We start from the raw sequence: 14179 nt of genomic DNA on the forward strand, positions 1-14179 counted from the left end.
ATAGCCGGACCTGCGCAAAGGTGGAACCGCCTCCCTCCAACGGTTATCGCTAACGTCCCGTTAACCCTGAAAGCGGCAGAACGGACGGGACGCGCACACCGGAATTGAGAGAGCCATGTCGTTCCAACTGCCCTCCGGCCCCGTTCCCCGCAGCCTGATCCCCTACGCCGGCCGTGTGGACGCCCAGCGCCTCCTGTCGGTCGTCGCCATTCCCTTCGCGGCGGCCATCGCCATGGCGACCGCGGTGGCGGCGACGGGCGGCATGACCGACCCCATCGCGGAGGCCGGCGGGCCGATGGCCTTCGTCCTGAGCTTCGTGAAGTTCTGCTATCTGGCGGTGGCCATGGCCCATCTGTCCGGCGCCCTGGCGGAGCGCGCCAACGGCGGCCTGCCCGCCGGCCTGTGGCTGGACGAGATGGACCGGTCGGAGCCGGAGACTCGCGAATCCTTCTGGCATGCCTTCCCCAACCACCTGGACGGGGCGGCGATCGCCGGCTGCGTCACGATGCTGTGCTTCCTGCTGACCTGAGCGCGCGCCGCCCGGACAGCGCGCCGTCCTCGACACGGATGCGGTGCAGGGTCAGGGGCACGTTCAGCAGCGTCGCCAGCACCGCAATCCACCACACCCCGAAGACCAGGGGCAACACGGCCAGTTCCCCCGCCACGACCAGATAGTTGGGGTGGCGCACCCAGCGGAACGGCCCCCGCCGCACCAGAGGCGCGCCGGACAGCGTGACGATGCGGGTGGTCCAGAAGCGCCCGAGCGTGGCGATCACCCAGACCCGCCCGGCCTGCAACAGAACGAACAGAGCCAGCAGCCAGCCGTTGACCGGCGCATCCGCCGGCACGACGGCGACGAGCAGCGCCAGCCATCCGGCGTGCAACCCGACGAACAGCGGGTAATGGGCCGCCCCCACCTCCCGCGCCCCCTCCGCCAGCAGGCGGCGGGTGTTGCGCCGGGCCACGGCCAGCTCCGCAAGGCGCTGCACCGCGACCAGCAGCAGGATGACATGGGGCCAGCCGAGCGGCGGCGTCTCCATTGCGAACGCTCCTAGAGATCGATCTGGGCCATCGCGGCGGTGAAGCCGGGGCCGAGCGCGCTCATCAGGTGGGGGCCGCGGGCGCCCGAGGCGAGGCGCCGCTCCAGCACGAACATCACGCTGGCCGCCGACATGTTGCCGCAGCGGCGCAGCACCGCCCAGGCGTCGTCCAGCCCCGCGGCGACCGGCGCGCAGACCTCCTCCAGCGCATGCAGCACCTTGGCCCCGCCGGGATGGCAGATCAGCCCGGCGAGATCGCCGCGGGCCATCCGCCGCCGCTCCAGGAACCCGTCCAGCACCGGCCCCAGGCGGCCGCGGATCAGGGTCGGGATGCTCTGGCTGAAGATCACGCCGAAGCCGTCGTCCTCCACCCGCCAGCCCATCACGTCCTGCGTGCCGGGCCAAGTGTGCTCCGCCCCGTCCACGAGGCGCGGCCCCTCTCCATCGCCTCCCTCCCCATCGGCGCGCAGCACCGCCGCCGCGGCACCGTCCGCGAACAGGGCGCTGGCGACGACGTTGGTCGGGGTCGCCTCCGCCGAGCGGAAGGCCAGCGTGCAGAGCTCCACCACCAGGAACAGCACGGTGCGCCCCGCCATGGCCTGCGCCAACTGCCCGGCGCGCGTCAGCCCCAAAACGCCGCCAGCACAACCCAGCCCGAACAGCGGCAGCCGCAGCGTATCGGGCCGGAAGCCCATGCGCTCCAGCAGCAGAGCCTCCAGACTGGGCGTGGCGATGCCGGTGGTGGAGGCGCAGACGATGGCGTCCACATCCCGCGGGCCCAGGCCGGCGCGGGCCAGAGCCTGCGACGCCGCGTCCTCCAGCAGGGCCAGGGCGCCCTCACGGAAAGCGGCGGTGCGCTCCGGCCAGCCGCGCGGCTCCATGTACCAGCCGATGGGCATCACGGCGTGGCGCGTTTCGATGCCGGTGTTGGCGAAAACCGGGACCAACCGGTCGAAGTCGCGCATCCGTGGCGCGAAGACCGCCCGCGCCACGGACAGAACCTCGTCCTGGTCCAGGCGGTGCGGCGGCAGGGCCGTGGCGAGGGAGAGAATGCGGGGGGGATGGCTCATCCTCAGCGATGTGATGCGCGGTCGGGCGGCGGACCAGCCCCCCGGAGGGAGTTCCTTCGGTTGCGCCGGGCCGGCGCTTTTCCGCCTGCCGGAACGACGGAGTGGATTGAGACGGGAGGGTTTCCTGTATCACTATGTCGGGCGTCGGATTTGCAGGGGTGGGACGGTGGATCGGAACGAACAGGACGGCCAGAGCGCTGCGGACGAGGCGGCGTCCCACCGGCCCGCCGGCATCGGCCTGATGGGGCGCCTGCGCGCCTATTTCCTGGCGGGCGTGCTGGTGACGGCGCCGATCGCGGTGACGGTCTATCTCGGCTGGTGGCTTCTGGCCTTCATCGACGGGCATGTCCGCCCGCTGATCCCCGCCGCCTACAACCCGGAGAACTACCTGCCCTTCTCCATCCCCGGCATCGGGGTGCTGACGCTGATCATCGTGCTGACCCTGATCGGGGCCTTCGCCGCCGGTTATGTCGGGCGGCTGGTGGTGCGCATCGGCGAAGGCGTGGTGGAGCGCATGCCGGTCGTCCGCTCCGTCTACGGGGCGGTGAAGCAGATCGTCGAGACGGTGGTCGCCAAGAAGTCCAAGGCATTCCGCGAGGTGGTGCTGGTGGAATACCCGCGTCACGGCGTGTGGTCCCTGGGCTTCATCACCGGGGCCGCCCATCCGGAGGTGCAGAAGATGTCGGCGGAGGAGATGGTCCACGTCTTCATTCCCTGCGCCCCGCCGACCGCCGGTTACTTGGCGATCATGCCGCGGCGGGAGGTGACCGTTCTGGACATGACGGTGGAGGACGGGCTGAAGCTGGTGATGTCCGGCGGCATCGTCACCCCGCCCGACCGCAAGCCCCGCGAAGTCAAGAGCGCGGCGGTGGAGGAGCGCAAGCGGGCGTAAGGGGTTTGGGGGAGAGTGGTTGCGGTGCCCCCCTCCTAACCTCCCTCCACATCGCGGGGGGAGGAATGAGCCCTCCCCCGCCGAAGGTGGGGGAGGGTTGGGTGGGGGCCCCGATGAGGCAACGGAGGGGTGCCCAACGCCACCACTCCCCGCTCACCCCGACCGCAGCGTCTTCGCCGCCGCGTCCCGCTCGAACAGGTACAGCAGCGTCCTCAACGCCTGCCCCCTCTCGCCCGCCAGATCCGGATCGCGGTCCACGATCAGCTTCGCGTCGTCGCGGGCCGCGGCCAGCAGGTCGCCGTGCACGGCCAGATCGGCCATGCGGAACTCCGGCAGGCCCGACTGGCGGGTGCCCAGCACCTCCCCCGCACCGCGCAGACGCAAATCCTCCTCCGCAATGACGAACCCGTCCTCGGTGTCGCGCATCGTCTTCAGGCGGGCACGGGCGGTCTCCGTCAATTGCGGGTCGAACATCAGCAGGCAGGTGGACGGCTTCTCCCCGCGCCCCACCCGCCCGCGGAGCTGGTGAAGCTGGGCGAGGCCGAAGCGCTCGGCGTGCTCGATCACCATGACGGTGGCCTCGGGCACGTTCACCCCGACCTCGATGACCGTTGTGGCGACCAGCACATCCAGGTTACCGGCCTGGAAGGCGGCCATCACCGCGTCCTTGTCCGGCCCGCGCATCTTGCCATGCACCAGCCCCACCCGGTCGCCGAAGGTGGCGCGCAGGAAGGCGTGACGCTCCGTCGCGGCGGCGAGGTCGGTCTGTTCCGATTCGTCCACCAGCGGGCAGACCCAATAGACGCGCGCCCCCTCCTGCACCTTGCGGTGGATGCCGTGCACCACCTCCTCCAGCCGGTCGAGCGCTATGGTCACGGTCTGGATCGGCTTGCGCCCCGCCGGCTTCTCGGTCAGGCGCGACACGTCCATGTCGCCGTAGGCGGTCAGGGTCAGCGTGCGCGGGATCGGCGTGGCGGTCATCACCAGCACGTCCACCGCCCGCCCCTTGGCTGAAAGCTGGAGCCGCTGGTGGACGCCGAAGCGGTGCTGCTCGTCGATCACCGCCAGCGCGAGGTCCTTGAACGCCACATCCTCCTGGAACAGCGCGTGGGTGCCGACCAGCAGCGGCAGTTCGCCGGACGCCAGCCGGTCCAGCACAGCCTGCCGCGCCTTGCCCTTGTCCCGCCCGGTCAGCAGGGCGAGGTCCACCCCCGCCGCCTTGCACAGCGGGGCGAGGCTTTCGGCGTGCTGGCGCGCCAGGATCTCGGTGGGCGCCATCAGGGCGGCCTGATGACCGGCCTCCACCGCGTTCAGCATCGCCATCAGCGCGACCACCGTCTTGCCGCTGCCGACGTCGCCCTGGAGCAGGCGCAGCATCCGCCGCTCCGCCGCCATGTCCTCGTAGATCTCCTCCAGCGAGGCGGCCTGCGAACCGGTCAGGGCGAAGGGCAACGCCCCGGCGACCTTGGCGCGCAGCCGCCCGTCGCCCTGGATGACACGGCCCGACAGACGGCGCTGCTGCATCCGCACCAGCGTCAGGGCGAGCTGGTTCGCCAGCAGCTCGTCATAGGCCAGCCGCCGCCGGATCGGGTTGGTGGGGGCGAGGTCGGCCTCGTCCTCCGGCGTGTGGGCGCGGCGGACGGACTCGTGCCAAGTGGGCCAGCCGTTGCGGGAGCGCCAAGCGGCGTCCTGCCATTCCGGCAGTTCCGGCACGTCGTTCAGCATGGCGCGCACCGCCTTGCGCAGCGTCTTGGCCGGCAGGCCGGCGGTCATCGGGTAGACCGGCTCCACCGCCTCGATCTCGTCCTTCGATTCCAGCGGGACCACGGCGTCGGGGTGGGTGATCTGCGGCGTGTCGTGGAACCGCTCCACCTTGCCGGACACCACCATCGTCTTGCCGACCGGCATCTGCCGTTCCAGCCAATCGCCCTTCACATGGAAGTAGATCAGCTCCAGCACGCCCGTCTCGTCGGTGCAGCGGATCTTGTAGGGATGGCGGGAGTTGAGCGGCACCGCGTGCGAATCGACGCGGACCGTCATGGTGGCGATCCGCCCGTTCGGCGCCTCGGCGATCTTCGGGGCGTAGCGCCGGTCGATGACTCCGGACGGCAGGTGCCACAGCAGGTCCACGACCTGCGGGCCGGCCAGCTTTTCGACCAGCTTGCCCAGCCGGGGGCCGAGGCCGGGAAGCGCCGTCACCGGACGGAACAGCGGGAAGAGAACGACGGGACGCACGGGATTGAAGTCTCGCGGGGGGAAACGGGGCCTGTGGTCCCCATTCAATCCCGCCGAGGGGGCTCCGCGTCAAGCGCGGCGGTTTCCGAAGGTGGACAGAGGGGAAAAGAAGACGGCGGCGTGCAAGGGTTTGGGGGGAAGCCTGGGCGGGGGACGCCGATCCAAGGCAAAAACCCGATGCACACCGCCGCAAGAAACGATCCGGGGGTATGCGGGAACATTCCGGATCGTGTGTGGCCGGCGGCGGGAACCGCCGGTGGATGACTCGCCAGTAATGAAACGTCGTCAATGACTGTACTTCTAGCGTCTCCCGCCTGACCCCAGCGTTGCGGAATCATGAAATCGGTTTCATGAACCGTTCCTGACTCCCCTCGGCGTCTTCGCCCCACGGCAAAGCAAAGGGGGCGCCCAGAGGACGCCCCCTTCCATCCCAACGTTCTCCCCAGGGGGAGAATGAACGGTGGTGCCGACCTTACTTGATGGCCGGCTTGCGCTGCAGGTTGTGGTGCGCCTCGACGTAACGCACAGTGCCCGACTTGGAGCGCATGATGACCGAATGGGTCACCGCACCGCCGGGGTAACGGCGCACGCCGCGCAGCATGGCGCCGTCGGTCACGCCGGTGGCGGCGAACATGACGTTGCCGCTGGCCAGCTCGGTCAGGCTGTACTTCTTGTTCAGGTCCTTGACGCCCCAGCGGGCGGCGCGGGCCTTCTCATCGTCGTTGCGGAACAGCAGACGGCCCTGGAACTGGCCGCCGATGCAGCGCAGAGCCGCCGCGGCCAGAACGCCTTCCGGCGCGCCGCCGGAACCGACATACATGTCCACGCCCGTGCCGGCCTGGCTGGTGGCGATCACGCCCGACACGTCGCCGTCGTTGATCAGCATGATGCGCGCACCGGCTTCACGGACGCGGGCGATCAGCTCGGCGTGGCGCGGACGGTTCAGGATGCAGACCAGCAGTTCCTGCACCTCGGTGCCCTTGGCCTTGGCCAGGGCCTTCAGGTTGTTGGCCGGGGTCTCGTCCAGATCGACCACGCCTTCCGGCAGGCCGGAGCCGACGGCGATCTTGTCCATGTAGACGTCCGGGGCGTTCAGGAACCCGCCCTCGTCGGCCATGGCGATGACGGCCAGCGAGTTCGGGCCGCCGGTGGCGCAGATGGTGGTGCCTTCCAGCGGGTCGAGCGCGATGTCGACCTTCGGCCCGCGGCCGATGCCGGCGCCGACCTTCTCACCGATGTAGAGCATGGGCGCCTCGTCGCGCTCGCCCTCGCCGATCACGACGGTGCCGTCGATGTAGAGGGTGTTGAGCGCCTGGCGCATGGCGTCGACCGCGGCCTGGTCGGCAAGCTTCTCGTCACCGCGGCCCATCAGCAGCGACGCGGACAGCGCGGCGGCCTCGGTCACACGGACGGCTTCCAGGGCCAGGTTCCGGTCCATACCGGACAGGTCGACATGAACGGACATGGTGGTTCTCCCCCGAATCGATGTTCGGTTCTTCTATGGTTCGGTCAAAACTGTTCGATGCGGATCATGCGGGGCGGCTCGACCACCGACTCCTTGGCGGCGATGGTGGCGAGCGCCCGCTGCATGGCCGCCTCGTCGGTGTCGTGGGTGGTCAGGACCACCGGCACCGCCTCGCCCGGCGCGCGCCCGCGCTGCAGGAACTGCTCCATGGAGACGTTCTGGTCGCGCATGGCCGCCGCGACATCCGCTATCACGCCGGGCCGGTCCAGGACCATCAGGCGTACGTAGTACGACCCCCGGCGGGCCTCCATCGGCGAGGGCTGGGCCTCGGAAAGCTGGGCCGCCGGCACGCCGAAGGTGGGGGTGGAGCGCCCGCGGGCGATGTCGATCAGGTCGGCGACGACGGCGGAGGCGGTCGGCCCCTCACCCGCGCCGCGGCCCACGAACAGCACGCGGTCCACGAAATCGCCCTGGGCGACCACGGCGTTGAACACACCGTCCACCGCCGCGATGGGCGCCGCCTTCGGCACCATGCAGGGGTGGACGCGCTGCTCGACCCCGCGGTCGGTGCGCCGCGCGATGCCCAGCAGCTTGATCCGGTAGCCGAGCGCGTCGGCGTAGTCGAAATCCACCGCCGAGACGTGGCGGATGCCTTCCACATGGACGCTCTTGAAGTCCACCGGCGTGCCGAAGGCCACCGAGGTCAGGATCGCCAGCTTGTGCGCCGCGTCCACGCCGTCGATGTCGAAGCTCGGGTCGGCTTCCGCGTAACCCAGCCTCTGCGCGTCGGCCAGCACGTCCGCGAAGTCGCGGCCCGTGGTGCGCATCTCGGTCAGGATGTAGTTGCAGGTGCCGTTCAGGATGCCGTGCACCTCCGACACCCGGTTGCCCGCCAGCCCTTCGCGCAGCCCCTTGATGATCGGGATGCCGCCGGCCACCGCCGCCTCGAAGCCGATGGCGAGGCCCTGGGCCTCCGCCTTGGCCGCCAGAGCGGTGCCGTGATGGGCGAGCAGCGCCTTGTTGGCGGTGACGACATGGCGTCCCCGCTCCAGCGCCAGCTCGACGGTCTCCTTGGCCGGCCCCTCGGAACCGCCGATCAGCTCCACCACCACATCCACGCCGGGATGGGCGGCGAGCGCCACCGGATCGTCGTACCATTCGGCCTTCGACAGATCGACGCCGCGGTCCTTGCCGCGCGAGCGGGCGCTGACCGCCACGACCTCGATGCGGCGGCCGCAGCGCTGCTCGATCAGATCGGCCTGCCGCTCCAGAAGTTTCAGAACGCCCGCGCCGACCGTGCCCAGGCCCGCGACGGCGATTTTCAGAGGGCCTGCTTTGTGGGAGTCGGACATCAGGCTTTCGCTTTCTCGGGGTCGAGGAGGGCGGCGCGCGCCGCCGGGTCCTTGCTCGCCGCCGCACCGGCGGCGTTGGAACGGAAGAACTCCTTGATGTTGCGGGTCGCCTGACGGATGCGGTGGACGTTTTCCACCAGCGCCAGACGGACGTGGCCGTCGCCGTACTCGCCGAATCCGATGCCCGGCGCCACGGCCACCTTGGCCTCCTGAAGCAGCAGCTTGGAGAATTCCAGCGAGCCGAGATGGGCGAAACGCTCCGGGATCGGCGCCCAGGCGAACATCGACGCGGCGGGGCTCGGCACCGACCAGCCGGCGGCGGCCAGCCCCTCGATCATCACGTCGCGGCGCTGGCGGTACATGGAGCGCACCTGCTCCACGCAATCCTGCGGGCCGTTCAGCGCGGCGGTCGCGGCGACCTGCACCGGGGTGAAGGCGCCGTAGTCGAGGTACGACTTGATGCGGGCCAGCGCGGTGATCAGCTTCTTGTTGCCGGTGGCGAAGCCGATGCGCCAGCCGGCCATCGAATAGGTCTTCGACATCGAGGTGAACTCGACGGCCACCTCGCGCGCCTCCGGAATCTCCAGGATGGAGGGCGGCGGCTCGCCGTCGAAGAAGACCTCGGCGTAGGCCAGATCCGACAGGATGTAGATGCCGTGCTTGCGGCAGAACTCGACGATCGGGCGGTAGAAGTCGAGCCCCACCACCTCCGCCGTCGGGTTGGACGGGTAGTTCAGCACCAGCGCCAGCGGCTTCGGCACGCTGTGGCGCACGGCGCGCTCCAGCATGATCATGAAGCTGTCGATGTCGGTGGAGGTGCCGTTCGCCTGCCCCACCGGCAGATGGCGCACCGACGCGCCGGCCAGGATGAAGCCGAAGGGATGGATCGGGTAGCTGGGGTTCGGCACCAGGATGATGTCGCCGGGGCTGGTGATCGCCTGGGCGAGGTTGGCGAGACCTTCCTTCGACCCGATGGTGACGATGCACTCCGTCTCGGGATCGACGTCCACGTTGAAGCGGCGCTTGTAATAGGCCGCATGCGCCTTGCGAAGGCCCGGGATGCCGCGGGAGTTCGAGTAGCGGTGCGTCTTGGGATCGCGCACGGCCTCGATCAGCTTATCGACGATGTGCTGGGGCGTCGGCTGGTCCGGGTTGCCCATGCCGAGGTCGATGATGTCCTCGCCGGCAGCTCGGGCTCGCGCCTTCATGGCGTTCACTTCGGCGAAGACGTAGGGCGGAAGCCGCTTGATCCGGTGGAATTCTGAATCGCTCATGGACGCTCCGAAGCCTGTCCGGCCACGCCACGAACCCATACCAGCGGACCGGGACCACTTATCTACCGCCCCGCCTCCGCAGAAGCGAGGTAAAATTCGCGTTCGGCGACATTCCTGTACGCCTTGCGGCATCCCGGACGCTTCCGACGCCCGTCAGCCTCCCTTGCGCCGCGGATCGCGGCGCTGGTGCAGCGCTTCCTCGATCTCCTCCCCGCCGGCACCGACCAGGGCGGCGGGGTCCACGGCGACCTCCAGATCCTCCAGTTTGGCCGGGTGGGAGCGCCGGTGCGCCGGCACGCGCAGCAGGGCGTAGGACAGCAGAGCCAGCAGCGCGAGGCCCGTCATGATGGCGGTCACCGCCGTGTGGGGATCGGCGAACAGCGCGGCCACCGCGGTTCCGGCCAGACCGCCGCCGATCTGCATGAAGCCGATCAGCGCCGACGCCGCCCCGGCCATGCGGGGGAAGCCGGCCAGCGCGTCGCTGGTGGCGCCGGGCATGACCAGGGCGATGCCGAAGGCCCAGACCGCGGTGGGCCCCATGACGCTCGCCACCGTGGGTTCGCCGAAGACGGGCGCCAGGGCGAAGCCCAGCCCGCCCAGCGCCACGCAGGCCAGCCCGTAGGGGATCAGCCGCATCGCGTCCAGCCGGCGCAGCAGCCGTCCCGTCACCGTCGCTCCCAGCGTGTAGGAGCCGGTCTGCAGCAGCATGGCGAAGCCGAAGACGGTCGGGCTCAGCCCAACCTGCCCGATCATCACGAAGGGCAGCAGCGCCGCCATGGTGTAGAGCCCGCCCAGCGTCAGGCCGAGCACCAGCCCCGCCCGCATGAAGCGCCGGTCGGTCAGCAGGGTGCGGTAGTTGCGCATCACCGGGCCGGGCCGGGCCGCCGAGCGGTCGCGCGTCCGGTTGGTTTCCGCCGTGCCCAGCGCGAAGACCGCCAGCACGCCGAGGCCGTAGAGCGTCATCACCACGAAGATGGCGTGCCAGCCCACCGTGCCCAGGATCACACCGCCCAGCGTCGGCGCCACCGCCGGCACCACGGCCAGCATCAACCCGATCAGGTTCAGGATGCGCGCCGATTGCTGCCCGGTGAATTGGTCGCGCACGATGGCGCGCGAGATGGCGATGCCCGCCGCCGCCCCGATCCCCTGCAAGGCCCGCCCGGCCAGCAGCCATTCGATGCTGCCGGACAGCGCCGCCACCACGCTGCCCAGCGCGTAGGCGACGAAGAAGGCCAGCGCGACCGGGCGCCGCCCATAGGCGTCCGACAGCGGCCCGCAGGCAAGCTGCGAGAAGGCGAAGCCGAAGAAATAGACGGACAGGGTCAGCTTCAGCGCCGCCGGGGTGGTCTGGAACGCCTCCACCAGCATCGGCAGGGCCGGCGTGTAGAGCGCGAGGCTGAGCGGACCCAGCGTGACGATCAGCGTGCCGATGACGGCGGTCCGCATCTCCGTCATGGCGGGCGCGGGCACGGGTACGGAGGAGCCGTGGCTCATTGGCCCGCCCCGCCGCGGTCGTCCGCGATCATGCGGTTGCGCAGGCGGGACAGCATGTCCTTGAGCTGGCTGACCTCCGCCGCCGAAAGGTCGGCCATGGCCGACTCGCGCTGCGTGCGGAACGCCTCCAGGACCCGGGCAACCAGCGGTTCGGCCTGCGGGGTCGGGCGCACGATCTTGGCGCGGCGGTCCGCCGGGTCCGGCTCGCGCACCACCAGGCCGCGCGCCTCCAGCCGGTCAAGGAAGCCGACCAGCGTCATCGGTTCCACCCACATGTGCGTCGCCAGCACGGACTGGCGCGAACCGGGGTGGCGGCAGACATAGACGAGCGCCCGCGCCTCCCCCGCCGTGAGGCCGAGCTGCGCGTCGTCCAGGGCACGGTCGAACCGCGCGCGCAGCAGCCGCGCGCAGTCGATCAGGATCATTCCGAAGGGGGATTCGTCGAGCATGCCTTATTATAAGGGTGCCTTACGAAATGCGGCAAACGCGGGCGGCGCAGGGCGGTCATGCCGCCGCGCCATGGCGGCCCGCGCACGGTTCAGGCGGCGTGAACCGATCCCGACGCGCTAAATAGTCGCAGTTTGAAAATCTGTTGCGGACCCGCCACCACAGGACGTAGTTTTTTCCACCTTGGCAGCAGCAATGGGTGCTCCGTGGTCCGCGCCACCGCGATGGGAACTGCGCATCGACCGGACGAAGACCGGCGCGTCCCTTTCCTTCAGGGAAACGCCCTCAATGCCCGAAGCACGCTCCACATAGGTATACTTACGGATTACTGCCGCCCCTCGCCTTTTGGTACAGCCCTGCCTTCAACCGGGCTTTCCGGGCGTGATGACGGGCGGCGGCGGAGCTTCCATGGGTGTCGGCAGCATCTTCTTCGCGGCCTCGCGGTCCTGGGCCAGCTGGTCCAGGTCCTGCTGGCGCTGCGCTTGCGTGCGCAGGTCGGTGGGCCGCGGCGGAACCGTGCCGAGGTTCGGGTACTCCCGGTTCTCGCCGGACATGCCGCGCACCGGCGATTCGTCGCTGGGCACGTCGCGGCCCGTCACGGCGCCCAGCAGCCCGGTGTCGAGCACGTGGTTGCTGCAGGCGGACACCCCCAGAACAACCGGCACGGACACAACCAGCACGGACAGCGCCGGACGGAACCGGCCCGCCTTGACCGCCACGCCGCGTCGGATACCCTTTTCCATTCTGCGAACCCCACATCCGAACCCATCCAGCCGCTTGAACGGTGGTGGGCGAAATGAAATCTTCATACGAGAGGTGTATGACGGACCCCGGCTCGAACGGACATAGCATAAACTGTCCGCGATGCCAGGACCGGACCGCACTCCGACCGAACAGACTTCCGGCAGGCATTGTATAAACCTCGCAACGTCCCTCCTGAAGCCTAAAACTCGCCTAAAGAAGAAGGACCGCACCAATGGCCGAAAACCAGGCCCCTGACGTCAAGCTTCCCGACCCGGTCGAGATGTCGCGGGCGATGACCCGCATCGCCGAGCAGAGCCAGCGGCTGGTCACCGAATTCCTGTCCCGTCAGGCTTCGGACGGCGTCGGCGCGAAGAACCCCGACCCGATGGGCGTCGGCCACGCGTTCCTGGAAATGACCACGCGCATGATGGCCGACCCGGCCAAGCTGATGAAGGCGCAGATGACGCTGTGGCAGGACTACCTGACCCTGTGGCAGCGCACCACCCAGCGCTTCTTCGGCCAGGAGGCCCAGCCGGTCATCGCCCCGGCCAAGGACGACCGCCGCTTCAAGGATTCGGCCTGGGACGAGAACACCCTGTTCGACTTCATCAAGCAGTCCTACCTGCTGTCGGCCCGGTGGATGCAGTCCACGGTCAACGAGGTGGACGGGCTGGACGACCACACGGCCAAGAAGGTGGACTTCTACACCCGCCAGTTCGTGGACGCGATGGCCCCCTCCAACTTCGTCATGACGAACCCGGAGGTGCTGCGCACGACCATCGAGACCGGCGGCGAGAACCTCGTGAAGGGCCTTGAGCATCTGCTGAAGGACCTGGAGCGCGGCAAGGGCGAGCTGCGCATCTCCATGACCGACTACGACGCCTTCCAGGTCGGCAAGAACATCGCCGTCACCCCGGGCAAGGTCGTCTTCCAGACCGATCTGATGCAGCTCATCCAGTACACCCCCACCACGCCGGAGGTGAACAAGCGGCCGCTGATGATCGTGCCGCCCTGGATCAACAAGTACTACATCCTGGATCTGCGCGAGAAGAACAGCTTCATCAAGTGGGCGGTGGACCAGGGCCATACGGTCTTCGTGCTGTCCTGGGTCAACCCGGACGAGAAGCTGGCCCAGAAGGGCTTCGAAGACTACATGTTCGAAGGCCCGCTGGCGGCGCTGGACGCCATCGCGAAGATCACCGGCGAGAAGGACGTGAACGCCATCGGCTATTGCCTGGGCGGCACGCTGCTGGCCTCCACGCTGGCCTATATGGCGGCCAAGAAGGACGACCGCATCAAGTCGGCCACCTTCTTCACCACCATGCTGGACTTCACCGAAGCCGGCGAGCTGTCGGTCTTCATCGACGAGGAACAGCTCACCTTCATCGAGAACCAGATGGCCGAGCAGGGCTATCTCGACGGCTCGAAGATGGCGACCACCTTCAACATGCTGCGCGCCAACGACCTGATCTGGTCGTTCGTGGTGAACAACTATCTGCTCGGCAAGGACCCCTTCCCGTTCGACCTGCTGTACTGGAACAGCGATTCGACCCGCATGCCGGCGGCGATGCACAGCTTCTACCTGCGCAACATGTACCAGAAGAACCTTCTGGCGCAGCCGGGTGCGGTGTCGATCGGCGGCGTGCCGATCGACCTGCGCACGGTGAAGACCCCGTCCTTCTTCCTGTCGGCCCGCGAGGACCACATCGCCCCGTGGAAGTCCACCTACATGGGCGCCAACCTCTTCTCCGGCCCGGTGAAGTTCGTTCTGGCGGCGTCGGGCCACATCGCCGGCGTGGTGAACCCGCCCGCCGCCGGGAAATACTGCTACTGGACCAACGCCAAGCTGCCGAAGACCTCGGACGACTGGCTGAAGTCGTCGGAGCAGACCCCCGGCTCCTGGTGGCCGGAGTGGAACAAGTGGGTCTCCACCTTCTCCGAAGGCAAGGTCCCGGCCCGCGATCCGGAAAAGGGCGGCCTGCCGGCCCTGGAGGACGCGCCCGGCTCCTACGCCAAGGTCCGCATCGTCTGAGGATGCGCCGGGGAGCGGTCCGCCGCTCCCCGGATGCCCGTTCCTCTCGGGGAGCGGCCCATAAGAAAAGGCCCCGGACCATGGTCCGGGGCCTTTTCCTTATCCGGCGAGAGCCCCGGAGCAGGTCCGGGGCT

At 69.1% G+C, this 14179-nt stretch carries 12 protein-coding genes; 3 read left to right on the plus strand and 9 right to left on the minus strand.

From position 1 onward, the window contains the following. Nucleotides 1-115: 115 nt before the first annotated feature. The gene (locus tag QSG27_RS01045; protein WP_306703271.1) at nucleotides 116-529 is read left to right on the plus strand and encodes a hypothetical protein; all 414 of its coding nucleotides are present in this window, start codon (nucleotides 116-118) and stop codon (nucleotides 527-529) included. Here the strand turns inward: QSG27_RS01045 and QSG27_RS01050 are convergent. Beyond that, nucleotides 501-1040 carry an isoprenylcysteine carboxyl methyltransferase family protein gene (locus QSG27_RS01050; protein WP_306703272.1) on the minus strand — a complete coding sequence of 180 codons (540 nt, stop codon included), beginning with the start codon at nucleotides 1038-1040 and terminating at the stop codon, nucleotides 501-503. The genes QSG27_RS01045 and QSG27_RS01050 overlap by 29 nt on opposite strands. Nucleotides 1041-1051: 11 nt before the next feature. After that, complete coding sequence (locus tag QSG27_RS01055) at nucleotides 1052-2110, minus strand: type III polyketide synthase (protein WP_306703274.1); 1059 nt, start codon at nucleotides 2108-2110, stop codon at nucleotides 1052-1054. 166 nt (nucleotides 2111-2276) lie between these two features. On the opposite strand from QSG27_RS01055, the gene QSG27_RS01060 reads away from it, so the two are divergent. After that, nucleotides 2277-3002, plus strand: coding sequence for a DUF502 domain-containing protein (locus QSG27_RS01060; RefSeq protein WP_306703275.1), 726 nt, complete (start codon nucleotides 2277-2279; stop codon nucleotides 3000-3002). A 153-nt stretch (nucleotides 3003-3155) separates the two neighbouring features. Here QSG27_RS01060 and recG read toward each other — a convergent pair whose 3' ends face one another. The 7 genes from recG to QSG27_RS01095 form a co-directional block, all read right to left on the minus strand. Beyond that, on the minus strand, nucleotides 3156-5237 hold the full coding sequence (recG, locus tag QSG27_RS01065) for an ATP-dependent DNA helicase RecG (protein WP_306703276.1): 2082 nt from the start codon (nucleotides 5235-5237) through the stop codon (nucleotides 3156-3158). 472 nt (nucleotides 5238-5709) lie between these two features. Continuing rightward, entirely contained in the window at nucleotides 5710-6702 is a 993-nt protein-coding gene (gene glpX, locus QSG27_RS01070; protein ID WP_306703277.1) for a class II fructose-bisphosphatase, read from the minus strand. A 44-nt stretch (nucleotides 6703-6746) separates the two neighbouring features. Next, nucleotides 6747-8054 carry a homoserine dehydrogenase gene (locus QSG27_RS01075; RefSeq protein WP_306703278.1) on the minus strand — a complete coding sequence of 436 codons (1308 nt, stop codon included), beginning with the start codon at nucleotides 8052-8054 and terminating at the stop codon, nucleotides 6747-6749. Continuing rightward, complete coding sequence (locus tag QSG27_RS01080; RefSeq protein ID WP_306703279.1) at nucleotides 8054-9328, minus strand: LL-diaminopimelate aminotransferase; 1275 nt, start codon at nucleotides 9326-9328, stop codon at nucleotides 8054-8056. Before QSG27_RS01080 ends, QSG27_RS01075 begins: the two co-directional genes overlap by 1 nt. Before the next feature lie 153 nt (nucleotides 9329-9481). Further along, nucleotides 9482-10783 (minus strand): multidrug effflux MFS transporter, encoded by a 1302-nt coding sequence (locus tag QSG27_RS01085; protein WP_306703280.1) that lies wholly within the window; start codon nucleotides 10781-10783, stop codon nucleotides 9482-9484. 35 nt (nucleotides 10784-10818) lie between these two features. Then, nucleotides 10819-11271: a MarR family winged helix-turn-helix transcriptional regulator gene (locus QSG27_RS01090; protein WP_306703281.1), complete on the minus strand. Its 453-nt coding sequence runs from the start codon at nucleotides 11269-11271 to the stop codon at nucleotides 10819-10821. A 360-nt stretch (nucleotides 11272-11631) separates the two neighbouring features. Continuing rightward, nucleotides 11632-12012 carry a hypothetical protein gene (locus QSG27_RS01095; RefSeq protein ID WP_306703282.1) on the minus strand — a complete coding sequence of 127 codons (381 nt, stop codon included), beginning with the start codon at nucleotides 12010-12012 and terminating at the stop codon, nucleotides 11632-11634. 233 nt (nucleotides 12013-12245) lie between these two features. Between QSG27_RS01095 and QSG27_RS01100 the strand changes: the two genes are divergently transcribed. Then, complete coding sequence (locus tag QSG27_RS01100) at nucleotides 12246-14045, plus strand: PHA/PHB synthase family protein (RefSeq protein WP_306703283.1); 1800 nt, start codon at nucleotides 12246-12248, stop codon at nucleotides 14043-14045. Nucleotides 14046-14179 lie beyond the last annotated feature (134 nt).

The organism is Azospirillum isscasi (assembly GCF_030849505.1).
Classification (GTDB): Bacteria; Pseudomonadota; Alphaproteobacteria; order Azospirillales; family Azospirillaceae; genus Azospirillum; species Azospirillum isscasi.

Excerpts from the sequence above, each read along its gene's own strand:
- QSG27_RS01045 (WP_306703271.1), top strand. The coding sequence starts at position 116 with ATGTCGTTCCAACTGCCCTCCGGCCCCGTTCCCCGCAGCCTGATCCCC.
- QSG27_RS01050 (WP_306703272.1), bottom strand. The coding sequence starts at position 1,040 with ATGGAGACGCCGCCGCTCGGCTGGCCCCATGTCATCCTGCTGCTGGTC.
- QSG27_RS01055 (WP_306703274.1), bottom strand. The coding sequence starts at position 2,110 with ATGAGCCATCCCCCCCGCATTCTCTCCCTCGCCACGGCCCTGCCGCCG.
- glpX (WP_306703277.1), bottom strand. The coding sequence starts at position 6,702 with ATGTCCGTTCATGTCGACCTGTCCGGTATGGACCGGAACCTGGCCCTG.
- QSG27_RS01075 (WP_306703278.1), bottom strand. The coding sequence starts at position 8,054 with ATGTCCGACTCCCACAAAGCAGGCCCTCTGAAAATCGCCGTCGCGGGC.
- QSG27_RS01080 (WP_306703279.1), bottom strand. The coding sequence starts at position 9,328 with ATGAGCGATTCAGAATTCCACCGGATCAAGCGGCTTCCGCCCTACGTC.
- QSG27_RS01085 (WP_306703280.1), bottom strand. The coding sequence starts at position 10,783 with ATGACGGAGATGCGGACCGCCGTCATCGGCACGCTGATCGTCACGCTG.
- QSG27_RS01090 (WP_306703281.1), bottom strand. The coding sequence starts at position 11,271 with ATGCTCGACGAATCCCCCTTCGGAATGATCCTGATCGACTGCGCGCGG.
- QSG27_RS01095 (WP_306703282.1), bottom strand. The coding sequence starts at position 12,012 with ATGGAAAAGGGTATCCGACGCGGCGTGGCGGTCAAGGCGGGCCGGTTC.
- QSG27_RS01100 (WP_306703283.1), top strand. The coding sequence starts at position 12,246 with ATGGCCGAAAACCAGGCCCCTGACGTCAAGCTTCCCGACCCGGTCGAG.